Source organism: Candidatus Manganitrophaceae bacterium (assembly GCA_016200325.1).
GTDB lineage: Bacteria > Nitrospirota > Nitrospiria > SBBL01 > Manganitrophaceae > Manganitrophus.
Genome location: JACQEZ010000011.1, coordinates 63,856 through 87,652, shown reverse-complemented (window position 1 = coordinate 87,652; position 23,797 = coordinate 63,856). Strand labels below are relative to the sequence as shown.

Sequence of the window (23,797 nt, the reverse complement as noted above, 5' to 3'; positions counted from 1 at the left end):
CCTAAACCCCGTGGAGGATTACCAGGTTATCCCGATGGATCACCTCATCGGTTGATTTATAGCCGAGCACCTTCTCAATTTGAGAAGAGTGGATTCCCTTAATCAGCATCATCTCAGACGAGCTGTAGTTCGTCAAGCCTTTTGCGATTTCCTTCCCGTCCGGCGTCAGGCAGCGGATGGCGTCGCCGACCTCGAATTTCCCCGAGATCTCACGGATTCCGGAAGGGAGGAGCGACTTTCCCTTTTTCAGGACCGCCTCGACCGCCCCGGGATCTAAAACGACCTCTCCTTTTATCTTCAGGGAGTGGGCGATCCAATGTTTTTTGGAAGAGAGACGAACCGACTTTGGGAGGAATAGGGTTCCGATCTCTTCTCCTTGAAAGGCGCGCCGCATCGACCCGCGCAATGTCCCATTGACGATCAACGTGGTCACCCCATAGGCGGCCACCTGTTTCGCCGCTTGGACCTTGGTCGCCATTCCGCCGGTCCCAGAGGCGCCGGCCGAACCGGCGATCCGTTCGATCGCCGGCGTGACCTCTTCTACCAGGGGGATGAGTGTCGCATCCGGTATTTTTCTCGGATCGGCGGTGTAGAGGCCGTCGACATCGGAGAGAATAATCAATAAAGAGGCATCGACCAGATGGGTGACCTGAGAGGCGAGATTGTCGTTGTCTCCGAGCTTGATCTCGTCGATGGTGACGGTGTCGTTTTCGTTGATGATCGGCAAGACCTGGTGTTCGAGGAGGGTCATTAAGGTATTGCGGGCGTTGATGAACCGCTTCCGGTCGGCGATATCCTCCCGGGTGAGGAGGACCTGCGCCACCTTGATTCGATACGGCTCGAAATGTTTTTCATATGCCCACATCAGCCGGCTCTGTCCGACGGCGGCGGCGGCCTGCTTCAGCGGGATCGTTTTGGGTCGGCGGGCCAAGCCGAGCTTCTCCATCCCGCAGAGGATCGCGCCTGAGGAGACGAGGAAGATTTCATATCCGTCTCCGCGCAGTGCGGCGACCTCCTCGGCAATTTCGGAGAGCCGCTCCTCGCGAAGCCCCTTTTCGGGCGAGGCGATGAGGCTGCTTCCGATCTTGATTACCAGCCGTCTGTGTTTCTGAAGGAGTCGACGCGGTGAGGACATTACGGCTCCGATTCGGCCGCCGGGGGAACGGCTGTTCTCGTCTTTCTCAAAAGCTCGACCTGATTGCCAAGCGTGCGGACCAACGGTTTAATCCCTTTCCCGGTGGCGGCGGAAATTTCAAAGAAAGGAATCTTCTTCTGTTTGCAGTAGCGACGGAGCTGTTCCTGGCGCGCTTCGTCACCGGCGATATCGATTTTCGTGGCCGCGACCATAAACGGTTTTTCTGCGAGGGTGGGGTGGTAGGCGGCCAATTCGGCGCGGACCACCTCCAGGTCATGGAGTGGGTCTTCCGTTCCGGTTTCCGAGATGTCGACGAGGTGCAGGAGCAGGAGGGTTCGTTCGATGTGCTTCAGAAAGCGGATCCCAAGCCCTTTTCCCTCATGCGCCCCTTCGATTAAACCAGGGATGTCGGCGATCGTGAAATGAAGCGGCGTCTGACCGCGGACCTCTCCCCCCCAAGTGACCACCCCCAGATTCGGCTCTAATGTCGTAAACGGGTAGTTGGCGATTTTGGGTCGGGCGGCGCTGACGACCGAGATGAGGGTCGATTTGCCGGCATTCGGAAGGCCGACCAATCCGACATCGGCGAGGAGCTTCAGCTCGAGCTGCAGCCATTGCTCTTCTCCTTTGCCTCCCGGTTCGGCGATGCGGGGGGCCTGGCGGGTCGGCGATTTGAAATGACTGTTTCCCCGTCCCCCGCGGCCGCCGCGCGCGACGACGACCCGCTGGCCCACTTCGGTCAGATCGGCGATCCCCGCATCGGTTTCGGCGTTGCGTACAAGCGTCCCGACCGGAACCGGAATGATGAGATCAGGACTGCTGTGGCCGCTCCGATTCTGCCCGCTGCCATGTTCGGCCCGCTTGACCATATAATGTTGCTGGTATCGGAGATCCATGAGGGTCGAGAGATTGGAGGAGGCCTCCAGAATGATATCGCCTCCTTTTCCCCCATCCCCGCCGTCGGGGCCGCCCCGTGGGACATACTTCTCTCGCCGGAAGCTGACACATCCATCGCCCCCGTCGCCGGCCTTGACGTAAATTTTGACCTGATCAATGAACACAGCGGTTCCGACTTAGAGTGTACCGAACTCCGGGAGAGGGAGGACCATGAGACGAGTAGGGTGAGGAAGGAAAGGTGAAGCGAGAAGCTTACGAGGTGGGATAAACGCTCACCCGCTTTTTGTCTCTTCCAACCCGTTCGAACTTGACGAAGCCGGTAATCTTAGCGAAGAGGGTGTCATCGCTGCCGATGCCGACATTCAGTCCGGGATGGATGCGGGTTCCCCTCTGTCGGATCAAGATGTTGCCGGCCAAAACCTGCTCGCCGCCGAACCGTTTGACGCCCAAGCGCTGGGACTGACTGTCACGGCCGTTTCGGGAAGAGCCAACCCCTTTTTTGTGTGCCATGTTTCAAACTCCTAATCTGAGTCCTATCTTAAGATTTCAACCACCTTCAAGCGGGTGAAGGCCTGGCGATGACCCTGCGTCCGCCGGTAGTTCTTCCGCCGTTTTTTCTTGAAAACGAGCACCTTCCGACTCCGGCCCTGCTGGAGAATCTCAGCCACGACCTTCGCTGCTTTAAACGCTTCACGGTCTAGGGAGACTCCCTGCTCGTCTTGGAGGAGCAAAAGGGACTGGATTTCAATCTTATCGCCGACATTGCCGACACATTTTTCAACCTGAACGATATCGCCCGCGGTCACTCGATACTGTTTGCCGCCTGTTTCCATGACTGCATGCATTGCCACTCTCCCATTTTCCTAGTCTTTACGAAAGGAAATATTAAACACGATTTCATCATTCTTGTCAAGAAGTTTCATGGAAAGGGGTGAACGGAGGAAGGAAGATTGGGCAGGGCCGGTTTATCGCGGGCCATTCATTTGCATATTACAAGCATATTGCAAGGAAAAACCGATACCGCTTTCGGGTGGCAAGGAGCTCTTGACTCAGCGAGCGGAGTCGTTTTTACTGGGCCTTCTCAACTTCGATGTGGATCAGGCCATTCTGAACCGCATATCGAATCAGCTGTGCCAGATTGTCGAGTGCGAGCTTGTTCATAATGTTGACACGGTGTGTCTCAACCGTTTTGACGCTGATTCCAAGCGTCTTCGCAACGTCCTTGTTTCTCAGGCCGCCTGAGACAAGGCGAACGATCTCCGTCTCCCGCTTCGTCAGCGGTCTCTTTTTAAGCATCTTCCCTCCTTCATGGTTCAAGAGCAACATAAGCCTTTCCCTTCCTTGGGTTGGAGAAGCTTCTCGCGTACGGTCAGATACTGCCCGGCGGTCCCCTCTATGCGATCGCCTAGCGTTTTAACTTAGTAACCATTGTAAGCCGGGCCACTAAAAAGTCACCTGTCAATTCTGACAGGTCACCGCGACTCCTAAATTTCAGGTAGGATTTTCTCGCATGCATACCTTAAACCATTTTAATCGACCTAAAACAGGAGGAAAACATGAACGATCAAGCGATTCATCTTTATGAAGAGGGCTGTCAGGTCCGGTCCATCGAGTCGGAGGAGGAGCTTTTACTGGCATATCGGTTGAGACATCAGGTCTATTGCGATATCTTGGGTTGGGTCCCGCCGAACCCGACCGGCCTAGAAATCGACCGCTATGACTCTTTTGCAACCTCGGTCGGACTCTTCTCGGAAGAGAATGCCCTTCTGGGATTAATCCGCCTGCTTCCCTCAAGTCAGCCGTTTATGCTGGAGAGTGAGTTCTCCGACCTGGTCGCCCCAGGCTATCGGATTCGAAAGGAGGCGGACACCGTTGAAATCACCCGGCTGACCATCACCCCCTTTTCCAAGGGGAAGGGATTGTCCTCGCGTTACTTGAGCATCCTGCTCAAAGGACTTTATCAATGGTCGGTGGTCAATGAAATACGGTATGCCTACCTCGAAGTCGAGAAGCGCTTTTGGCGCGTGCTTCAATTTATGGGATTTCTCTCGACACCGATCGGACAGGGAAAATGCCTTCCCCCCCTGCAGTTTTGCCAAAATATTCTGGACATGAAAATTCACTGTCCGTTCGCTGATGTGAAGGATCTGGGAGATCTCCCAGCTGGTCTTCCCTTCCTTCATCCAATCGAGGACCTCCCGCTCACGGTGTGAGAGGTTGGAATCGGGGGTGGGGGAAGGGGAAAGGGTTTGCATGAGTGCCACATGGAGGTGGGGAAGGATATATTCGAGAACCGTTGCATGGCGGGCGTGATCCGATATCGATCGACCCGCGAATGAGAAAACACTTCCGACCCCCTGACGTTGGGAGGCGACCCCGAGGGTGATTCCATCCGATAACCCGAATGCCTCGGCGCTTCTGATAAACTTCTGCTCGCCGGGAGAAACGGCCTGCTGATAGGTTTCCGACCAAAGCTGGGTTGAGAATCGGCCGAAATGGGATCGAAGAATCGGGTCGACCGACGCGTAATCTTCTCTCATATAGAGGTCGACCCAGTCGAGCGGATAGCTGAGATTCACCATCTTCAGAAAGCCCTGAAAGCGGGTGTATGCGTCTATCCTGCCAAGAACGATGATGGTGTGAGCACAAGGGATTAAAGTTTCGACACGGGAGAGGAGGGTTTTGAAGGTTTCTTCCTCGCTGATGTTCAGCGAGGCATGGATCAGCTCTAGGATGGTAATCAGTTCATGTTTGGTCAGATCGGAAGGGACTCGCATTGCTATCCGTTTCCGTGTCTCTTAGATTTCTAGACACAAACTGAACACTGAAGGGGATGCAGTGGGTTTGAAGCGGTATATCCCTGAGCGTTGATTGGATCTCCCCGTGAACGGCACTATACAGTAATGATTATAATGAGTCAAGGTATCTGCTGGCCATCTCGAAGAAGAGATTCACCGATTGTTTTATTTGACGAAACCGCTCCATCGCGCCGACGGATTCGACTCATCATTCTCTCTTCCTCTCTTCGTTTTTGATCAGTATCGACGCATCCCGTTTTTCCCAACCTCACCCCTCTTGTCACAAACCAGACAATTCCGTCGTAGGGTCGCCTCGTTAGAATGAGACGATAAGCATCTCAAAACAATTTAAAAACAACTGTTTAATCTTTTTGTCCCGGCTTCGTTCGAGCGGCATTGTCTTTGCTTTATGTCGGGACAGATACAGCGTTGTATTCTGAAGGAAGCAAGGGCGCTCTCTTCCATGCGGACATGGAGTCTTCATGGGGAGAGCGCTTTTTTTATGGTCTTTACATTGTTGATCAACGGAGGGAGTCCAGATGAAACCACACTATGCAACCGTGGGAAACATCAAAAAGACCAATACCTTGTCGGCACGAGAGGAGACACCCGCTTACCAGGTGGCCTTGGCCCTGCTGGAGTCCGGTTTACATGGGATGCCGATCCTCAATTCAGAGGACAGGGTGGTTGGAAAGGTAAGTGAGGTCGATCTGCTCAAGGCGCTTATTGAAGGAAAAGATCTGGAGAAGGTGCTGGCAGCGGAGGTGATGCGGTCTTGTCCCGTCGTGATCGACCAAACGACGTCCCTGGAAGAGGTGGCGAATTACATGGTGGAGCTCCGTTTGTTTCGGATTCCGGTGGTGGATGGAGAGAACCACCTCGTCGGCTCGGTGACGCGACATGATGTTTTGCGAGGCTGGATCGGAGGGTTGGGTCTGACCAACGAAGGGTTTTGGGGTTAACGAAAGAAGGGGGGAAGATGACAGCATTTTCGGATCGGAAACAGAACAAGATCACCCGGCGGCGCTTTCTCGGTGCCGCCGGCCTTTCGACACTGGGGGTCCTCCTCTCGGGGCTCCCTCCCCTCACCGGCGGCCTCTTCGCCGGCACTGGAGAGACGCCGGAGATCTCCCGATTGAAGGTCGGATTTATCCCCTTAACCGATTGTGCTTCGGTGGTGATGGCGTATGAGCTCGGATTTTACAAAAAATATGGCCTGGAGGTCACGGTCTCAAAAGAAGCCTCCTGGGCGGCGGTTCGGGACAAGCTGGCGATCGGCGACCTTCATGCCTCGCACATCCTCTATGGGATGCCCTATGCCTCGACCCTCGGGATCACCGGCGCCGAAGGACAGAAGAAAGAGATGGTCATCCCGATGGCGCTTAACCAGAACGGCCAGGCGATTACACTGAGCGCGGATCTCAAGAAAAAAGGGGTGAAGACGCTGGCCGACCTGAAAAAACAGATCGACGCCGACAAAGGAAAGCGGGTCTATACCTTCGCGATGACCTTTCCTCCCGGGACCCATGCGATGTGGACCCGCTACTGGCTGGCCTCGGGGGGGATCGATCCGGACAACGACATCAAGCTGATCACGATTCCCCCGCCGCAGATGGTCGCCAACATGCGGATCGAGAACATGGACGGCTTCTGCGTCGGCGAGCCGTGGGGGGCGCGGGCGATTTCCGACGGGATCGGCTGGACCGTCGTGACGACCCAGCAGCTCTGGAAAAATCATCCCGAGAAGGTCTTGGGAATGACGAAGGAGTTCGCCGAGAAAAACCCGAAGACGGTCAAGGCGCTCCTGATGGCGATCATCGAAGCGTCGCAATATCTCGACCAGATGGAGAATCGGGCGAAGGTCGCCGAGGTGATCTCTAGAAAGGAGTATGTCAACGCTCCCTTGGAAACTTTTTTGGGGCGGATGCAGGGGAAGATCGATTACGGCGACGGCAAGGTGACCGATGACCCCGACTATATGAAGTTCTATCGCGACGGCGAGGTGACGTATCCCTGGAAATCGCACGGCCTCTGGTTCCTGACGCAGCACCGAAGATGGGGGTTCATCGACAAGCCGATCGATTACAAGAAAGTCGTCGATCAGGTCAACCGAACCGACCTCTACCGGGACGCGGCGAAAGCCCTCGGCATTCCGGTGCCGAAGGAAGAATACAAGAAGGAGACGCTCTTCGACGGGATTCCGTTCGATCCGGCCGATCCGGAAGGGTATGCCCGTCAATTTAAGATTCGGAGGATCTAAGGATGGAGAAGGTAGAGATGGAGGTGGGATTCCGAACCGTAGAAGTAGAAAAAGAGGTTGAGGGATCGGAGAGAAGATCAAAGAAAAGTCCGGCGGGGATGGCCTCCGAACGCCGGTATCGCTTTCTTCGCCTCGATCGGCTGCTTCCTCCGCTCCTGGTTTTTCTTATCGCGCTCGCCGTCTGGCAGGCGACCAGTCAGACCGTCGCGCCGATGCTCCCCGGGCCGGCCCAGACCGCAATCAAGAGTTGGGATCTGATCCGCAACCCTTTTTTCGATCGCGGTCCCAACGATAAAGGGCTGGGCTGGCAATTGTTGTACAGCTTGAGGAGGGTGGCGGTCGGATTCAGCCTGGCTGCGGCGGTCGGCATCCCGGTCGGGTTTCTGATCGGGGCGGTGCCGGTGTTTCATCGGGCGTTGAATCCATTGATTCAGATTTTGCGGCCGATCTCGCCGCTCGCTTGGCTTCCGATCGGTCTTGCTACATTCAAAGCGGCCAACCCGGCCGCCTATTTCGTCATCTTTATCACCGCGATCTGGCCAATTATTTTGAACACCGCCTTCGGGGTTCAGAAGATCCCGGCCGATTACCTCTCCGTTGCGCGGGTCTTAAAGCTCTCTCCCTGGCGGCGGTTTACCAAGATCCTCCTGCCGGCGACCCTTCCCTACACCTTCACCGGGTTGCGGATTTCGGTGGGGATCGCCTGGCTCGTCATCGTGGCGGCGGAGATGCTGACCGGCGGAATCGGGATCGGCTTCTTCGTCTGGGATGAATGGAACAACCTCAGCCTGGAACATATTATCCTGGCGATCTTTGTCATCGGTCTGGTCGGCCTGATTTTGGATGGGATGATGGCTCGTTTGGGAAGGAGGTTTGATTATGAAATGCGATGAGGCGGTCGGCCAAGATTTAATCAAGAGGATTGAGACGAATTATCTCGAGATCAGCCGGGTAAGCAAGACCTTCGAGGGGGCGACCGGAATTTATCCGGCGCTGCATGCAATCGACCTCAAGATCCGAAAAGGGGAGTTCGTCACCCTCATCGGCCACTCCGGTTGTGGAAAGAGCACGCTGCTCTCGATCGTGGCCGGCTTAATCGCGCCGAGCGAAGGGGTCATCGTCCTCGAAGGGAAGGAGATCGACGGGCCGGGACCCGACCGGGGGGTAGTTTTTCAGAGTCATGCGTTATTGCCGTGGCTCACCTGTGCGGAGAACATCGCCCTGGCGGTCGAGGCGGTTTTCCCCGGGATGACCCGCGCGGAGCAGAAAGAGAGGGTGGCTCATTTCCTGAATATGGTCGGGTTGACCGACGCGGCGGAGAAGCGACCGGCGGAGCTCTCCGGCGGGATGCGCCAGCGGGTCGGGATCGCCCGGGCCCTTTCAATCCGGCCCAAAGTGCTCTTGCTGGATGAGCCGTTCGGCGCGCTCGACGCGCTCACCCGCGGACACCTTCAGGATGAGCTCTTGCGGCTCTGGGAGAAGTTTGGAACCACCGTGTTGATGGTGACGCATGATGTCGATGAGGCGCTGCTTCTCTCAGACCGGGTCGTCATGATGACGCAGGGACCGGGGGCGACGATCGGTCGGATTGTTCCGATTCCTTTTCGCCGTCCGCGCTCGCGAATGGAGCTTGTCCGACAGTCCGGATATCAACATTGGAAGGGGGAAATCCTCGAATTTCTTTACGGCGATGACGGCGATGACGAATTGAAGCGAGGGGTGTCTGCGGGTGATCTCCAGAAAGGGGGATCAAAGGGGCCCGCGCTCGCTTCCGTGACCGATCATCAATAAATATCACTTCAAGAAGTGAAAGAATGAAAAAAGACGGGGATCACCCGCAAAACCGACTGATCGGCCGATCGATGTTGACTGATTCATTAGAGGCGATCTCCGATCGTGGGAATCGGGCGGCCGGACGGTCGCGTTCCGCCGACCCTGAAGAGATCCTCGACCGAGCGGCCGAAGAAACGATTGTACGGGCCGTCTTGGGTCATGCGTCTGTCAGCCGGCGCCGGGGCGGTCGCGGCGGTCTTCTTAAAGCTTCTCCCGCTCGAAGCGGTGAAGGCGGCGGTCAAAGAGAAGCCGGGTCCACTGGAGAAGAATGGATTGAAGATCGGATTTGTCCCGATCACCTGTGCCACGCCGATTATCATGGCCGGGCCGATCGGTTTTTACAGCAAATATGGGTTGGACGTCGAGCTGGTGAAGACCGCCGGCTGGGCCGTCATGCGGGACAAGGCGTTGATCAAAGAGTATGACGCCGAACAGATGTTAACCCCGATGCCGCTGCGGTCTGGATTCTGACCCAAATGAAACGGTGGGGGTATGTCAAAGGGGAGGTCGATTACAAAACCATTGCGGAGCAGGTTTATCTCGCCTCGGAGTGCGGCGGGAAGATGAAAGAGATCGGCTACCCTCCCCCCGCGTCGACCTACCAGAGCCACACCATCATGAACAAGGTCTTCGACTACAACAAACCGGAGGACCATGCGAAGAGCTTCAACATACGGAGGGTTTAGGAGGTAGGGGCAGGGGCGCACCGGCTGGGGAGATCCAAATTCAACAGACGCACTCCAGGGCAGGCCCTGCATATAAAAGAGGAGAAAAAGGATGGACAAGCTCGAAGCCGCCGAGGCGATTATCCTGGCAAAAACCGACAAGAAAATAACTTGGGAGCAGATTGCAGGGGAGGTCGGCATGTCTCCTGTCTGGACGACATCGGCCTGTTTGGGCCAAAACAGCATGCCGAAGGAAGTGGCCGATCGACTCTGCAAAGTCCTTCATCTCGGGCCCGAAGTCTCCGCCGCCCTGCAGGAGCCTCCCTACAAGGGAACAGAGAAGGTCATTCCGACCGATCCGCTGATCTACCGCTTTTATGAGATCGTCCAGGTCTACGGCGACACCCTCAAGGCGCTGATTCATGAAAAATTCGGCGATGGGATCATGAGCGCCATCGACTTTACGATGCATGTTGAAAAGGTGGAGGACCCGAAGGGAGACCGTGTGAAGGTGATGATGAACGGAAAGTTTCTCCCCTACAAAAAGTGGTAACCGGGGACCTATTTTGATGAGAGAGAAATTAACGCCGACGAATCAAACATACAATAGGGGGGAGAATGAAAGATTTGAGATCCACTTGGAGGCATGCTGCGTTCTTTCTATTTGTCTGCTTATTTTCGAATCTGGTTTATGCTGAAGAGCCTGTTGTCGAACTCCCTTCGGTGACGACCGCCGCCAAGCAAATTAATATCGGAGGACAGGGACGGATTCGGTATCAGTCATTCCCGGCGCCGCCGAAGAATGAAACCGACTTCTTCACCAACTACCGCTTTCGACTGAATGTCGACGTGACCGTGATCGATGGGGTCTCTTTTTTTCTACAGCCGCAGAAGGTGGGGGTGTGGGGAAATGGAGAGACGGGGGCTGGAACCGACGTGGCGTTGACATCGGTTCAGGTGAACCCGGCCACCGGCAGCGGAACGGGGACAGGAGACCTCACGCTGCATCAAGGCTACCTTGACTTCAAGCAGGTCGGCGGGGCGCCGCTGAACATTCGGCTCGGCCGATTCGAATATATCATCGGCGGGCATCGCTTGATCGGGAATTTCGATTGGAGCCAGCGGGCCCGCTCCTTCGATGGGGCACAGATCGGCTATGCGATTCCGGCAGCCGGAACCCTCTCTCTCTTTGCATTTAAATTGACCGGAGAGGTAGAGAGCGGTCCCCTGCCGACCGGGGATAGGGACTCGGACACCCATCTTTTTGGCGCTTATTTCTCCACCGCGCTTGTCCCGAGGAGCCAGACCGAATTGACCTTCATCAACGATCGGCGGCTTCCCGGCCTTCCCGATTCCAAGCGGTTTACAGCCGGCGTCAAGATCGAGCAAATCCCGCCGCTGCCGCCGCTGGCATTCATCTCCTCCCTCACCGGTCCGATCTGGCGGGGGGAATATTATAAACAGTGGGGGAACCGGACCGGCACACAAGAGATCGATGCCTTTATGTATGCGCTCCGGCTCGGATACCGGTTTGATCTTCCAACCCGGCCGATGGTCCTGGTCGGATGGGAAGTTCTCTCCGGCGACGACAGCCTCACGGCCGGCCACTACGGCGCCTTCGATACTCTTTATGCGACAAACCATCTCTACTATGGCTACATGGATTATTTCCTCAACATCCCCGCCGACATGCAGGGGAAAGGGCTTCGAGACGGGTTCGTCCGGCTCCATGTCACCCCCTGGGAGCGGGGAGGACTTGCCCTCGATGTCCATCAGTTCACCCTAGAAAAGAGGATCGGCGGAGAGAAAGATCTCGGGACTGAGATCGATCTGACCTTCCTCGCTCAGGTGAATAAGGTGACGTCGGTTCTGATCGGCTACTCCAAATTCTTTTCTGAAAAAGGAATGGAGCTGCTCGGCCGGATTGCGCCGGATAAAGATCCGGTGTGGGGCTATGCCATGGTCAATGTGATTTTTTAGGGTTGTTACAGAGAATTAATGGACAAGTGATCCTCGCGTAACGAGGGTTGGTTTTAATCTATTGTCGATAGGCGACCAGGAGGATCGATGACGACGTGGGTTCATTTTTTTTCGGGGGCGGGAATTCCGGCCTGGTTTTCGATGGAGGGACTCTGGCGGATCGATTGGTATCGGGTCCAGGAGGTCATCCCGGTTCAGGGAGAATCCCCTTTCGCGCTGCGGCGCGGGGCCGAGCTGGTCCGAATTGAAACAGGCTCGCCGGTCCGGTTTTCGGGGGATGACATCGCTGCGGAAGGATTAATCCCGCTTCACCTGCAGGGGGTAATGCAACATCTTCATTACACAGGTCGAGCGGAGCGGGAAGATCTGGAGCGGGTTTCCCGGCCGGAGCCGGGGCTGTCAGGAGAGATGATCACCGTGCTGATTCTGGTCGGGAAATCGGAGGCCTGGTGGAAGATGGCTCAAGATGAACGGCAGGTTCTTTTTCAAAAGACCGCCCGACACGAAGGCCACCGCAACATCGGGTACCGGTATGCCGACCGGATTTATCGAAGGTTATACCATGCGCGATATGTTCACCCCGCCGCCCCGTATGACTTCATCACCTATTTTGAATTTGAATCGTCTCATACCGCCGATTTCAGATCGCTTCTCTCGGAGTTGCGCGATATCCGAAAAAATCCGGAGTGGCTCTATGTCGATTTCGAATGTGAAGTTTGGATGGCGAAATCCCCTCCCCCCAGGGCGCCGCTCAGTGAGGGTCGGATTTGCAGTCCTTCGAGCTGCGGTCCGGTGGGGTGAGGCTGAACTGAACCGGTCCGCCGGGTAAAATGAAGGAGAAAGTGAAACCGTTTCAGGGCGATCAGGAATGCTTGTAACAAGAGCGTCCTCTTCGGGACAAGGGGGTTCCCGGTCGATCCCGGGCTCTCTCATTTAGGAGGAACGACGAATGTCATCGCTTCCATATCCTTTCCGAGTCGAATCGCATCCGCTTCTTTCTCGGCTCAAGCGGCTTATCGGCAGCCATGTTGATCTGATCAATGTGGCCTCTCGTTGGGGGGTTGCCCCCGCAACCCTCCGCCGGATTCTAGCGGGTGGACCGATCTCTCGGTTCATTCGGCGGAAGATCGGTTCGGTGCTGGAGGGACATGCAGCGCCGTCTTTGTTCAATCGGCGGCAGTCGAGTGTCGAGCGCCTTTTGGAGGTTCACCGCCTTTACACGGAATTGAGAACCCTTCAAGCGGTGGGGGACCAGGTCGGTTTAACCCGAGAGCGGGTTCGCCAACTTTTGGTGAAGGGGACGCAGATCGGTCTCTTCGACTATAAGCCGACCGCCGCCGTCTTGATCCCCCGGGAGAGGCTCTTAGAGGATTATCGGCGCTGTCTGAGCCTGCAAGGGGTGGCTCAGGCGAATCGGGTCTCGATCTCACACCTGAATTGGCTTCTCAGACAGCATCAGATCACCGATGCAAATCTAAAAGAGATCCGAATCGGTGAGAAGAAGATCAGCTGCCTGGAGCGGTATGGCGCGCTCGTTTGCAGGTTGGGTCACCATCCGACCACCACGGAGATGCAGCGGATCGAATCGGTCCGATCGCTTTCGATCCAGATTCGAAAGCTCTGGGGTTCGATCGATCACTTTCGAGGGGAGCAAGGAATCCCGCCGCCGCGGCGGCGCGCCGGCCAGATCGGACGGGACAGATTGCGTGATCTTATTGTCTAATATTTGAAATCGGTTGAACGATCGGTGCTGGAGCCAGGTCGGAGGCGACTTCGCTCGTGGTATAGGGGCGATTCAGGATGAGATAACCATACCATTTGATCGCCGAATCGGTGAGAATCACGATCGCCAACAGGACGATGGTTGCCACCAGCCCCGTATTCAGATATAGGGAGAAGGTTTCGGCCGAGGTTGTCGCCTTGCCGGCTTGATCCAGAAATCTCCAGAAGAGCTGCCAGCTTCCGCTTAAAGTGACCGCCCCGACGAAGAGCATCGGCAGCGCCGTTACCCAGATATATCTCCCCTTTCCCATCTTAATCAGAATCGTCGTTCCGACGCAGAGCGCCAGCGTACCCAGGAGCTGGTTGGCCGCTCCGAACATCGGCCAGATTGTGGCGATGCTTCCGGTGGAGATCAGATACCCCCACGAGAAAACCACCAGAAAGCTGGTGGCAAAGACCCCCGGCAGCCAGTTGATCTCCCGGAGGGGCGCATAAAATTTTGCCCCCATCTCTTGAACCAGATAACGGGCGATCCGGGTGCCGGCGTCGATGGTGGTCAGGATAAAGAGCGCCTCAAAGAGGAGGGCGAACTGATACCAATAGGCCATTAGGGCGCGCATTCCCGGAAGCGACGAGAAAATCGAAGCCATCCCGACCGCCAGCGAGACCGCGCCGCCGGGGCGCCCCGCCACATCAACCCCCACCAATTGCGAGAGCGCCTGGATCTGGCTGACCGGATAGCCGATCGCCGCGAGCGCCTCGGGAGTCAATTTCGTGTTGATCGCCAGATAATCTCCCGGAATCAAAATCGAAGCGGCCACCAGCGCCATCACCCCGACGAAGCTCTCCATCAGCATCGCGCCATAGCCGATCGTCGCGTGGGACTCGCAGGAGATCATCTTCGGCGTCGTTCCGGAAGAGACAAGCGAGTGGAAGCCGGAGATCGCCCCGCACGCAATCGTGATAAAGACGAAGGGGAAGAGCTTTCCCGGAATGACCGGCCCCCCGCCATAGATAAAGCCGGTGAGTCTCGGCATCTCGATCGTCGGGGCCATCAGGATCACCCCGGCCCCCAGGAGGCAGACGACCCCCACTTTCATGAAAGTCGAGAGGTAATCGCGCGGAACCAAGAGCATCCAAATCGGCAGGACCGAGGCGAGAAAACCATACCCGGCGAGCAGCCAGACGAGCGTATTTCGGTCAAAATCGAAAGCGGCGCCGAGCGGGGTTCCGGCGACCGATTGTCCCCCAATCACGGCGAGGAAGAGCAGCGCCACCCCGATGACCGACACCTCGCCGACCCGGCCCGGCCGGAACTTCTGAAGGTGAAAGCCCATATAGAGGGCGATCGGAATTGTCATCGCCAGGGTGAACGTTCCCCAGGGGTTATGATAAAGGGCGTTGACGACGGCGAGCCCCAGCCCGGCCAAGGCGACCACGACGATAAAGAGGACCGCCACCATCGTGGCGAGACCGGTCACCGGACCGATCTCGTCCTGGGCGATCTGGGGAAGCGACCGGCCGTTCCGGCGCATCGAGGCGACGAGGATGACGAAATCTTGGACCGAGCCGGCAACCACCGCGCCGATGACGATCCAGAGGAATCCGGGGAGAAAACCGAACTGCGCCGCCAAGACCGGTCCCAGGAGCGGCCCCGCGCCGGCGATTGCGGCAAAATGATGGCCGAAGAGAACCCATCGGTTCGTCGGCTGAAAATTGTGATCGTCGCGAAGCCGATGGGCGGGGGTGATCCGCCGGTCGTCCAGCTGAACGACCCGTGTGGAGAGGAATCGGCCGTAAAATCGGATGGCCAGCGCATAGAAACAGGCGGCGGCGACCACCAGCCAGAGGGCGTTGACCTTCTCCCCCGGATTGAAAACGCCTGTCACAAATGCAAAAGCGACCGCCGTGAGCGTGGCGACCCCTGCCCACCCTAATTTAGAAACGATCGACATGCTTCTTCCCTCCGGCCGGAATTATAACGAGGAAAAAAGGGGTTGTCAAAAAAGAAGAGGCGGACCGGGACCGATCGGCCGAGCGCCGGTTCCGCACGCGGTGTCGGCTGTCCGAATGTTGACCCTCCATGGCTGTTTCTATATAATGGCGCCGGATCTTTAGCGTGAGGTTGAAATGACATTTACACCGGTCGCAAACGCGAACCAGATCCCGCCGGGATCGGCTATACTAATAGAGATCAACAACCTGGAGATTGCCCTCTTTCGGCTCGGGGATGAGTTTTATGCGACATCGAATCTCTGCCTCCATCAGGCGGGGCCGCTCTCGGAGGGAAAAATCGAAGGGGAACAGGTGGTCTGTCCCTGGCACTATTGGCGCTTCAACATTAAAGATGGGACGTCTCCGTTGAGCCCCAAGCTGAAGCTGAAGACCTACCCGGTCCAGCGCGAGGGAGATCAGATCTTCATCGGCCTTCCCTAATGACGGAGAGGAATGATCGAATGAAAGGACCGTTTCGGCAATCTGCACTCCTTTTCCCATGGCTCGGCCGAATTTTTTTTCGGGGCGGCCCATGGCTGCTTCTCTTGGCCCTTCTGGCCGGCGGATGTTCCTCTTTCGGACGGCGCGCCGCGCCTTCGGTCAGCCCCGAGGCGGGGCGCCAGGTGTATGAGATCCGCCTGGCGACGGAGAAATACCGGGATGTCGAGAAGGCGCAAGCCGACGGCTATTTTCGCTTTACCGGTTATATCCCGAATATGGGATACCAATTTGCGAACCCGAAGCTCTTCTCGGGATTTGATCTCCGCCATCCTCCGATTCTAATCTATGACGAGCGGGACGGACGATGGGAGCTGATCGGCGTGATGTTCGTCACCCCGATCGACCGAAACCCCGGCAAGTCTCTCCCCTTTCGGGACGCCGAGTTCATGAAACATCCGATGATGTGCCACTTCCAAGATGGAACCAATTTGAATCTCGCCAAAGAAGATCAATGCCCCAAGGAGCATCCGCTGACCAAGGCGCCGCTCGCCTTCTGGCACCCCGATCTCTGGGTCATGTCGGCGTGGGTCTGGTATCCCAACCCGAACGGCCTCTTTGCCCTCTACAATCCGCTGCTCAACTTTATTCGCTAGACTACCGAGTCCAATCCGCGAGCCAAATCCAATAGATTACGGGGTCAAGAGGACCTTCCCGAAGAGATCGCGCGACTGCATCTTTTCTTGCGCCTCGCGCGCCTGTTCAAGAGGATAGATCGAGTCGATGATCGGTGTGAGCTTTCGCGCGCCGATCAGGCGGGTGACAATCTCCATTTCCGCGCGGGTGCCGACCCGTGCTCCCAAGATGGAGAGGTCTTTCCAGAAAATGTGGCGAAGATCGAGCTCGGTCGTCGGCCCGGTCGTCGCCCCGCAGGTCACAATGATCCCCCCTCTCGCCAGCGAAACGACACTTTTGCCGAAGGTCGCCGGGCCGACATGTTCGAAGACGACATCGACCCCGCGGCCTTGGGTCATTCGCATCACTTCTCTTGCGAAATCACGCTCGGTGTAGTGAATCAAAAGATCGGCCCCCAGCCGCCGGGCCCGGTCGAGTTTTTCCTGCGTGCTGGCGGTTGCGATCACCCGTGACCCGACCAGCTTTCCGATCTGAATGGCGGCGCTTCCGACGCCGCTTCCCCCGGCGAGGACGAGAAGGTCCTGTCCCGGCTGGAGCGCGGCGCGGGTGATCAGCATGTGCCAGGCGGTGACGAAGGTGATCGGAAAGGCGGCCGCTTCCTCAAATGAGATCGCATCGGAGATCGGGAGGAGGTTTATCGCCGGCACTTTTGCAAACTCGGCATAGCCCCCCTCCGTGCCCGGGCCGGCGCCGAACATTCGGTAGTGATCACAGAGGTTGTCCCGCCCCGAAAGACAATAGGAGCAGTGAAAGCAGGAGAGTCCCGGCGCCACAACGACCCGCCGGCCGAGCGGCAGATTTTCAACGCCGGGTCCGACCTCCGCCACCACCCCGGCGACATCGGAACCGGGAATGTGCGGGAGCGAGATCTTGTAGGCCGGGACCCCCTGGCGGATCCAGAGGTCGAGGTGATTCAAGGCGCATGCTTTTACTTGAATGACCACCTCTCCCGGGCCGGCCTTCGGCGCCGGGACCTCTTCATAGATGAGGGTATCGACCCCTCCAAACCGATGGAAGCGGACCGCTTTCATTTGGGTTGTCCCCCTTTGTTCAGCGCGTCATTCCTGCGAAAGCGGGAATCCAGAAGCGCTGAATATTCAGTGAACTGGATTCCTGATTAAACGTTTCGGGAATGACGTAATGAAGGTTCGTTCAAGATCCGAATGAAATCAAAATGGCTCCATCGGATTTTTCCCCTCGGCCAAGAGGCGAAGCCGCTCTTCATGTCGGGCGATCAGGCCCCAGTCAGGCTCCGGTGCGGATTCGTATCCGACGGCGAGCGCACGGAGTGAATGAAGGGTGCGATAGACCTTCAGCGACTCCATAGGCCAGGCGGCTTCCCCATAGCCGGCCAAAAACGGAGCGCGGTCTTGAGGGTAGAAAAAAAAGGCCTCTTCGAGATGGAGCAGGTCGGCGACCGCATCCCCCCACCAAGCCCATTCCAGATCGAAGACTCCCGAGATCCGGGGCGCGCCGGAGGCCTCCACAAAGACAAGATTATCATAATGGAAGTCGCCGTGGAGGAAGACCGGCTCGATCCGATCGGGAACCCCCTGCAGCGCCTCGGCAAAGCGGCGGGTCAATGTCTCTTTCCAAGTCGGTGGATCGCCGAGGGACCGTTCGCAGCGTGAGAGCCCTGCGTCAAATCGCCCTTCAAGATAATCCCGCCAGGAGTCCTCCTTTGGAAACACCTGAGGATCGTCGGGTCGGTTTCCGAAGAGAGGAATCCGAATCCGGTGGAACCGTCGCAGCAGTCGCCCGATCTCCTCCAGAAGGATCGATCGCTTCTCGGCCGGAAGCGACTCGATCGCATCGCCGACGCCGTGTCCTTCCAAGAAAGGGATCAACGCATAGTCAAACGGCAGCAGCGCTTTGGAGCAGTCGGGGAGATAATCGAGCGCAAGCGGCAGGTCGGGGGCGACCTGGTGAAGCCAGCGGTAGGTCTTCGTCTCCCGGGCGATTTTATCGAGATGCCGATCATGGACATTGATCCGACAGACCCAGCGGCGACCGTTGTCCATCAGGAAGAGATAACTTTCATTGACCACCCCGCCGAGCGGCTCGGAGACCCAGACCGGCCGGCCGATGCCGAGCCGATGGCAGATCTCCCGTGCGAGGGAGAGATCGATCGGCTGCTGTGGGTCGGCGGTCATCTGGTTCCTTGAGGGAGGAAGGTGATTACGACGTCTCTGTTGAAAGATCGGCCATATCGACCGACTTTCCATGCAGGTCGCGGTCGGCGGCGACGCGAGCGAGGAAGAGGAGCGCCTTGGCGACGCGGGCCGGGTCTTGAAGCCGGGCCGGATCTTCTTTCGGATAGGCGGCGGCGCGCATTCGGGTCCGTGTGCCGCCGGGATTGAGGGTGATCACCCGAAGGCCAAAGGGGGCGACCTCCTCCGCGAGCGTCTGCATCATCCCCTCCAGCGCAAACTTGGAGACCGAGTAGGCCCCCCAGGTCGCCCGTCCCCGCCTCCCGACGCTCGATGTCACCGAGAGGATCGTCCCGGCGCGGCGGGGGATCATCGTCCGGACGACCGCCTGGGTGATGTAGAAGGTGCCGTTGATGTTGATCCGGATCACCTCTTCCCACGCTTCCGCCGGATAGGTGGCGATCGGCTCGGAGGGGCCTAAGACCGACGCATTGTTGATCAACAGATCGATCATCCCCCATTCGGAGACGATCTGGGCCACCATCCGTTGGACCTCCCGACGAGAGGAGAGATCGATCCGAAACGGCCGAACCACCCCGCCCGCCGCTTCGATCTCTTTGGCCGTCCCAATGACCTCTCCTTCGGTCCGGGCGCAGATGGCCACCCGGCTTCTTTCGGCGGCAAACCGCTCCGCCGCCGCCCGGCCGATGCCGCGCCCCCCGCCGGTGATCAGGACGACTTTCTCTTTCAGATCGATCATGAAAACTCCGCCGTGAAACCCCGCCCCATTCTCATAGCCAGAATAATGGAAATGCCCCGGCAATTCAACGGCAAACCGGGCGTTCATTGATTTGGACCGGCGCTTGTGATAAATTTCCGCCACGATGAACGATCGCGCCGACAAGATCAAGCTCTATCAACATCCGGTGAGCCCCTTCTGCGTTACGATCGGTATGATCTTAACGTGGGGAAAGATCCCGCACGAGATCGTTCATATTCCCTATTCCGACCGGCGGCTGATCGTCGAGAAGAGCCAAGGCCAATCTTACAAGATTCCCCTCTTGGAAGACGGGGATCAGGTCGTCTGGGATCGGACCGATTTCGGTCAGGAGATCGCGCGTTATCTCGATCGGAAATTTGATCTCGGCCTCTTTCCTCCGAACCTGGAAGGAATTCAGGCGATTCTGGCCCGGTACATCGAGAACGATCTCGAATCGGTCGGCTTCAAGCTGAATGACATCCACTACCTTTCCTGGCTGCCCGACCCGTATGATCGTGCAATGTTTCTCCGCCACAAAGAGCGAAAGTTCGGCGCCGGCTGCGTCGATGCGTGGCGTCGGCAAAAAGAGCCGTTGCAAGGGGAGCTCGAAGCGCTTCTGGTCCCGATCGATCAGATGCTTCAAGCCGCTCCCTTCCTGATCGATCGGCGGCCTCGATTCGTCGATTTCGACCTCGCCGGTATTTTAGGGAACTACATGTTCAGCGGACACAATGTTGTTCCGAGCCGGTTCAAAGCAATCGGCCGGTGGCACGAGGCGATCGAATCGACATCCCATGCCGATCAATTGTAGATGAGGTTCCGGCGAGAGGTCTCTCTGTCGGACCATCATTGCATTTTCTGGAAGAGGAGTCTCTATGGCGCAAATGAGTCCCGAAGAGATCATTAATCAACAACGGCAAGACTGGAGCCGGGTCGCCCCGGCGTGGGAGAAGTGGGACCCGCTCCTCCATCAAAATCTCTCCTTCCTCAATTACCGTTTGGTGGGAGACGCCCGAATTCGGCCGGGCCAGCGGGTGTTGGACCTCGGCTCCGGAACCGGCTACCCGGCGATTGTCGCCGCCGATGCGGTGGGAAACCAGGGAGAGGTGATCGGCCTCGATCTCTCGGAGGAGATGCTCGATCGCGCCAAGCGCAAGGCGTACGGCTTGGGACTTTTCAATTTGGATTTTCGCGTCGCCGATGTCACCCGTCTTTCGGAAGGGGATGAATCGTTTGATGCGGTGATCAGCCGCTTTTGTCTGATGTTTCTTCCCGACGTTCCGATGGCGGTGTCCGAGATTGCGCGGGTCCTAAAGCCCGGCGGCTATCTGGCGGCGGCGGTCTGGTCGGGACCCGATCGGAATCCGTTCATTCGACTTCCGATGGATGTCCTCAGGCGGTTTATGGAGCTCCCCGCTCCTTCTTCCGACCAGCCGGGGATTTTCCGGCTGGCGAAGCCGGGAGATCTTTCGGGAATGGCGGAGCGAGCCGAGCTGCAGAAGCTGACCGATGAGGAGTTCCAAGCCGACTCGCTCTACAATTCGGCCGAGACCTATTGGACGAACCTTTTGGATATGGCCGCGCCGCTCCAGCCGCTCTTTGCCAAGCTTTCCCAAAAAGATCGGGGAGAGGCGGAGCGTCAGATTAAAGAGGCGGTCGAGCAGTATCGTAAGGGGGAGGAGATCGCTCTACCGATGGCCATCCGAATCGTGGTCGCGCGCAAGCCGGTTTAATTCTGCCGATGAAAGAGATCACGCCGTAATGAAAACGCCGCTCCAATTCAGCGACAGCCGAGAAATTGATCCGCAAGAGGTCTTGGCGCTCTACCGCTATGCAAACTGGTCCAAAGATCGGACGCTGGAGGAGACCCGGCAGGTCCTTGCCCAGTCGAGTGGTGTCTTTTCCCTTTGGGAGGGGCCGCGCCTGGTCGCCTTCGCGCGGGTTTTGACCGACTTCCTCTTCCGCGCCGCGATCTACGATGTGATTGTCCATCCCGATGTGCAGCGAAAAGGGGTCGGCCGCGCGCTGATCTATAAGGTTCTGACACACCCTTCTTTGAAGAAAGTGCCGGTCTTCCACCTGTTGACGAGCGACAAGCGACCCTTTTATGAGAAGCTCGGTTTTGTCACAAGCGAAGAGCGGGGCTATGCCGCAATGATCTTCGTGCGGCGGCAGGAAGAGAAGGAGAAGCAGTGAGCGTGGCCGATCGTCCATCGATCCGATCTCCCCGCGAGCGGCTCGGCGGTTATCTCCTCCTTCCCCGGCTCATCGACAAAGCGCGGCTCCATGCGAAGGGGGCGCTCCCAGCCGAGTATCTCGGCAATCTTCTTAAGAACACCGGAGAGACCGTCGACGGCCGGTTTCTCTCGTTTACCGGCTTGGAGGGGGAGAAGCTGCGAGGAGCCATTCTGGCCGCACGGGATGAGGGGGCGGTCCTCGCTTGGATAGAGCAGCATGCGCCCCTCCATCCCGCCGATGAGAAAGAGGCGTGGGTCAAGGCGATCGAAGCCGCTCGCCTCACCCCGGAGATCGCCGAATATCGAAAGAGGCTCTATCCCGAGCTGGCTGCCCCGGTCGATCTCGGCGCAATCAATGTTCTGGATCGGATCGACAGGGATGAGGGGCGGATCCCAACGAGATGAAACCGGTCTCGCACCGCACCGCCGCTCTTTTGCTGATGCTGGCCGCCTTGCTCTGGGGAGGGTCGGTGATCGCTCAGAAGTGGGGGGTCACCTACTTTCCGCCGCTGCGCCTGGCGCTGCTCCGCGGGGGCGGCGCGATCCTCTGTCTCCTGCCGTTTTGGTTGAAGGCCGACGATCGCGTCCGGCGGTTCGATCGAAAAGAGTTCCCTCTCCTTTTTCTTCTCGCCTTTCTATCGATGATCGGAAATCAACTCTCAAACTATTACGGCCTGAGGACGATTCCCGCTTCGGAGGCGGGGATCATCATGGGATCGACGCCGGTATTGACCGTTCTCCTCTCCTCCCTCCTCTTTCGCGGGCCGTCGCGCGGGCCGTCGCGCGAGCCGTTGACCCGGCGACGAACGGTCGGATGCCTCCTCTCTTTCACCGGGGTGGTCCTGGTCGTCGCTCGTCTTCCCCGCGGGGAGACAATCGCTTCCTGGCAGGGGGATCTGCTGGTCTGTCTCGGCGTCCTCTCCTGGGTGTTGTATACCCTCTTGGCGAGATTGATTTTAAAAAATCACTCCTCGCTCGCGCTGACGATGGCGACGTTCTCCATCGGCACCCTGATGGTCCTCCCCTTCGCGTTATGGGAGTCGGCTCAGCAAAACCCGATCCCCGATTCGGCCTGGGGCGCGCTCGCATATCTGATCGTTTTTGCGTCGGTGATTGCTTTTTTTGCCTGGAACATCGGCCTGCAGGCGGTGGGACCGACCCGGGCCTCCGTTTTCAGTAACCTGATTCCGGTGACGGCGCTGCTGTTGGGTGTGCTGCTTCTCTCGGAGTCGATCTCGATCAAACAGTTCATCGGGATGGGATTGATTTTGGTCAGCGTCTGGATGGTCAACCGGCCGGGGCCGGAGGGAGCCCGGCGGGCTTAAAAGAGAGTTCCCGGCGGGTTTAGAAAAGAATCTCGGCCAATTTTTCTCGGAATTTCTCGGCAAGCGGAGAGCGGGGGCCGACGATTTCGAAGAGCTGGAGCATCGCCTTCCGTGCGCCGTCGTCTTTGAATCGGCGATCTTTCCGGAGGATGGCGAGGTAGCGTTCGAGCGCCTCCTCGTGGTTTCCGTCGGCGGCCAGCCGGTGAGCCAGATCGAATGCGGCCTGAAGGTTCTCCGGCTCCTGCCCCACCCGGGCGCGCAGCTCCTCGAGCGAGGGGCCGTGCTGTTTGGAGAGGGCAAGATCGAGTCGGATCTGAAGCCGGCGGGTCTCCTCATGGAATTGAAGCGGGGCCGGAAGATGATTGAAGAGGTCCCGGGCTTCCTCCACCCGGTCGAGCGCCAGCAGCAGTCTCAGCTTGCCGAGCAGTGAAGGGGGATGTTGAGGCTCCCCCCGGAGGCCTTCTTCGTAAAGTTTCAGTGCCTCCAGCGGTGTTCCCTCGATCGCGCGCGCTTGTTGTCCCAACAGGTCGGCTTGGGTTGGAACAAGGTTGTCGACGAACTCGCGGATCTGGCGCTCGGGGAGGACGCCGACGAATTCATCGACGATCTGACCGTCGAGGAACGCCTTGACCGCCGGGATTCCCTGAATTCGATATCGGGATGCGAGGGTGGGGTTTTCATCGGTGTTGATCTTGATCAGCCGGACTTTTCCGCCGTAGGCCTCGACCACCCGCTCCAGCGTCGGGCCGAGGAGCCGGCAAGGACCGCACCAAGGGGCCCAGAAATCGACCAACACCGGCTGCGTCTTCGATGCGGTAATCACCCGCGCTTCGAAATTGCTCTCAGTTGCTTCGTCGATCCATGGAGCGGCCATTGGGTGCTTTCCCTGTTTAGCTTATTGTAGCA

The 23,797-nt window shown here is 57.8% G+C and carries 26 protein-coding genes and 2 pseudogenes; 17 read left to right on the top strand and 11 right to left on the bottom strand.

Annotated elements, in window-relative coordinates:
- Nucleotide 1: 1 nt before the first annotated feature.
- The 5 genes from proB to HY282_08305 all read right to left on the bottom strand — a co-directional run bounded on the left by proB (nucleotide 2) and on the right by HY282_08305 (nucleotide 3,328).
- Nucleotides 2-1,135, bottom strand: a complete 1,134-nt coding sequence (gene proB / locus HY282_08325; GenBank protein ID MBI3803751.1) for a glutamate 5-kinase — start codon at nucleotides 1,133-1,135, stop codon at nucleotides 2-4.
- Nucleotides 1,135-2,196 carry a GTPase ObgE gene (gene obgE / locus HY282_08320; protein ID MBI3803750.1) on the bottom strand — a complete coding sequence of 354 codons (1,062 nt, stop codon included), beginning with the start codon at nucleotides 2,194-2,196 and terminating at the stop codon, nucleotides 1,135-1,137. Before obgE ends, proB begins: the two co-directional genes overlap by 1 nt.
- 88 nt (nucleotides 2,197-2,284) lie before the next feature.
- Nucleotides 2,285-2,542 carry a 50S ribosomal protein L27 gene (gene rpmA / locus HY282_08315; GenBank protein ID MBI3803749.1) on the bottom strand — a complete coding sequence of 86 codons (258 nt, stop codon included), beginning with the start codon at nucleotides 2,540-2,542 and terminating at the stop codon, nucleotides 2,285-2,287.
- Nucleotides 2,543-2,565: 23 nt separating this feature from the next.
- Nucleotides 2,566-2,877: a 50S ribosomal protein L21 gene (rplU, locus tag HY282_08310; GenBank protein ID MBI3803748.1), complete on the bottom strand. Its 312-nt coding sequence runs from the start codon at nucleotides 2,875-2,877 to the stop codon at nucleotides 2,566-2,568.
- Between the two features lie 223 nt (nucleotides 2,878-3,100).
- Complete coding sequence (locus HY282_08305) at nucleotides 3,101-3,328, bottom strand: response regulator transcription factor (protein ID MBI3803747.1); 228 nt, start codon at nucleotides 3,326-3,328, stop codon at nucleotides 3,101-3,103.
- Between the two features lie 260 nt (nucleotides 3,329-3,588).
- Between HY282_08305 and HY282_08300 the strand changes: the two genes are divergently transcribed.
- A complete protein-coding gene (locus HY282_08300) occupies nucleotides 3,589-4,245 on the top strand; it encodes a GNAT family N-acetyltransferase (GenBank protein MBI3803746.1) in 657 nt (218 codons plus the stop codon).
- Nucleotides 4,246-4,290: 45 nt separating this feature from the next.
- On the opposite strand, the pseudogene HY282_08295 reads toward HY282_08300, so the two are convergent.
- Nucleotides 4,291-4,809, bottom strand: a pseudogene (locus HY282_08295) (autoinducer binding domain-containing protein).
- A 560-nt stretch (nucleotides 4,810-5,369) separates the two neighbouring features.
- Between HY282_08295 and HY282_08290 the strand changes: the two are divergent.
- The 9 genes and pseudogenes from HY282_08290 to HY282_08250 all read left to right on the top strand — a co-directional run bounded on the left by HY282_08290 (nucleotide 5,370) and on the right by HY282_08250 (nucleotide 13,291).
- Nucleotides 5,370-5,792, top strand: coding sequence for a CBS domain-containing protein (locus HY282_08290; GenBank protein ID MBI3803745.1), 423 nt, complete (start codon nucleotides 5,370-5,372; stop codon nucleotides 5,790-5,792).
- Nucleotides 5,793-5,809: 17 nt separating this feature from the next.
- A complete protein-coding gene (locus tag HY282_08285) occupies nucleotides 5,810-7,090 on the top strand; it encodes an ABC transporter substrate-binding protein (protein ID MBI3803744.1) in 1,281 nt (426 codons plus the stop codon).
- A 2-nt stretch (nucleotides 7,091-7,092) separates the two neighbouring features.
- Nucleotides 7,093-7,983, top strand: a complete 891-nt coding sequence (ntrB, locus tag HY282_08280; GenBank protein MBI3803743.1) for a nitrate ABC transporter permease — start codon at nucleotides 7,093-7,095, stop codon at nucleotides 7,981-7,983.
- On the top strand, nucleotides 7,970-8,881 hold the full coding sequence (locus tag HY282_08275; GenBank protein MBI3803742.1) for an ABC transporter ATP-binding protein: 912 nt from the start codon (nucleotides 7,970-7,972) through the stop codon (nucleotides 8,879-8,881). The genes ntrB and HY282_08275 overlap by 14 nt, the downstream gene beginning before the upstream one ends.
- Before the next feature lie 71 nt (nucleotides 8,882-8,952).
- A pseudogene (locus HY282_08270) lies at nucleotides 8,953-9,609 on the top strand (ABC transporter substrate-binding protein).
- A gap of 91 nt (nucleotides 9,610-9,700) precedes the next feature.
- Nucleotides 9,701-10,141, top strand: coding sequence for a cyanase (gene cynS / locus HY282_08265; protein MBI3803741.1), 441 nt, complete (start codon nucleotides 9,701-9,703; stop codon nucleotides 10,139-10,141).
- A 65-nt stretch (nucleotides 10,142-10,206) separates the two neighbouring features.
- The gene (locus HY282_08260) at nucleotides 10,207-11,568 is read left to right on the top strand and encodes an alginate export family protein (protein ID MBI3803740.1); all 1,362 of its coding nucleotides are present in this window, start codon (nucleotides 10,207-10,209) and stop codon (nucleotides 11,566-11,568) included.
- An 87-nt stretch (nucleotides 11,569-11,655) separates the two neighbouring features.
- Nucleotides 11,656-12,369 carry a hypothetical protein gene (locus HY282_08255; GenBank protein ID MBI3803739.1) on the top strand — a complete coding sequence of 238 codons (714 nt, stop codon included), beginning with the start codon at nucleotides 11,656-11,658 and terminating at the stop codon, nucleotides 12,367-12,369.
- 148 nt (nucleotides 12,370-12,517) lie between these two features.
- The gene (locus HY282_08250; protein MBI3803738.1) at nucleotides 12,518-13,291 is read left to right on the top strand and encodes a hypothetical protein; all 774 of its coding nucleotides are present in this window, start codon (nucleotides 12,518-12,520) and stop codon (nucleotides 13,289-13,291) included.
- Here the strand turns inward: HY282_08250 and HY282_08245 are convergent.
- The gene (locus tag HY282_08245; GenBank protein ID MBI3803737.1) at nucleotides 13,281-15,245 is read right to left on the bottom strand and encodes a carbon starvation protein A; all 1,965 of its coding nucleotides are present in this window, start codon (nucleotides 15,243-15,245) and stop codon (nucleotides 13,281-13,283) included. The two genes, HY282_08250 and HY282_08245, sit on opposite strands and share 11 nt — an antisense overlap.
- Nucleotides 15,246-15,420: 175 nt before the next feature.
- On the opposite strand from HY282_08245, the gene HY282_08240 reads away from it, so the two are divergent.
- Nucleotides 15,421-15,726 carry a non-heme iron oxygenase ferredoxin subunit gene (locus HY282_08240; GenBank protein ID MBI3803736.1) on the top strand — a complete coding sequence of 102 codons (306 nt, stop codon included), beginning with the start codon at nucleotides 15,421-15,423 and terminating at the stop codon, nucleotides 15,724-15,726.
- A 20-nt stretch (nucleotides 15,727-15,746) separates the two neighbouring features.
- Nucleotides 15,747-16,379: a hypothetical protein gene (locus tag HY282_08235; GenBank protein MBI3803735.1), complete on the top strand. Its 633-nt coding sequence runs from the start codon at nucleotides 15,747-15,749 to the stop codon at nucleotides 16,377-16,379.
- 36 nt (nucleotides 16,380-16,415) lie between these two features.
- On the opposite strand, the gene HY282_08230 is transcribed toward HY282_08235, so the two are convergent.
- The 3 genes from HY282_08230 to HY282_08220 form a co-directional block, all read right to left on the bottom strand.
- Nucleotides 16,416-17,450, bottom strand: a complete 1,035-nt coding sequence (locus tag HY282_08230) for a zinc-binding dehydrogenase (GenBank protein ID MBI3803734.1) — start codon at nucleotides 17,448-17,450, stop codon at nucleotides 16,416-16,418.
- 138 nt (nucleotides 17,451-17,588) lie between these two features.
- Nucleotides 17,589-18,572, bottom strand: a complete 984-nt coding sequence (locus HY282_08225; GenBank protein MBI3803733.1) for an aminoglycoside phosphotransferase family protein — start codon at nucleotides 18,570-18,572, stop codon at nucleotides 17,589-17,591.
- A 25-nt stretch (nucleotides 18,573-18,597) separates the two neighbouring features.
- Nucleotides 18,598-19,473, bottom strand: a complete 876-nt coding sequence (locus HY282_08220) for an SDR family NAD(P)-dependent oxidoreductase (protein ID MBI3803732.1) — start codon at nucleotides 19,471-19,473, stop codon at nucleotides 18,598-18,600.
- Between HY282_08220 and HY282_08215 the strand changes: the two genes are divergently transcribed.
- The 5 genes from HY282_08215 to HY282_08195 all read left to right on the top strand — a co-directional run bounded on the left by HY282_08215 (nucleotide 19,454) and on the right by HY282_08195 (nucleotide 22,891).
- Complete coding sequence (locus HY282_08215; protein MBI3803731.1) at nucleotides 19,454-20,140, top strand: glutathione S-transferase; 687 nt, start codon at nucleotides 19,454-19,456, stop codon at nucleotides 20,138-20,140. The two genes, HY282_08220 and HY282_08215, sit on opposite strands and share 20 nt — an antisense overlap.
- 64 nt (nucleotides 20,141-20,204) lie before the next feature.
- A complete protein-coding gene (locus tag HY282_08210) occupies nucleotides 20,205-21,062 on the top strand; it encodes a methyltransferase domain-containing protein (GenBank protein ID MBI3803730.1) in 858 nt (285 codons plus the stop codon).
- Between the two features lie 28 nt (nucleotides 21,063-21,090).
- Nucleotides 21,091-21,525: a GNAT family N-acetyltransferase gene (locus HY282_08205; protein ID MBI3803729.1), complete on the top strand. Its 435-nt coding sequence runs from the start codon at nucleotides 21,091-21,093 to the stop codon at nucleotides 21,523-21,525.
- Complete coding sequence (locus HY282_08200; GenBank protein MBI3803728.1) at nucleotides 21,522-21,971, top strand: DUF5069 domain-containing protein; 450 nt, start codon at nucleotides 21,522-21,524, stop codon at nucleotides 21,969-21,971. Before HY282_08205 ends, HY282_08200 begins: the two co-directional genes overlap by 4 nt.
- A complete protein-coding gene (locus tag HY282_08195) occupies nucleotides 21,968-22,891 on the top strand; it encodes a DMT family transporter (GenBank protein MBI3803727.1) in 924 nt (307 codons plus the stop codon). Before HY282_08200 ends, HY282_08195 begins: the two co-directional genes overlap by 4 nt.
- Before the next feature lie 19 nt (nucleotides 22,892-22,910).
- Here the strand turns inward: HY282_08195 and trxA are convergent, their stop codons facing one another.
- Nucleotides 22,911-23,765: a thioredoxin gene (gene trxA / locus HY282_08190; GenBank protein ID MBI3803726.1), complete on the bottom strand. Its 855-nt coding sequence runs from the start codon at nucleotides 23,763-23,765 to the stop codon at nucleotides 22,911-22,913.
- Nucleotides 23,766-23,797: the final 32 nt, after the last annotated feature.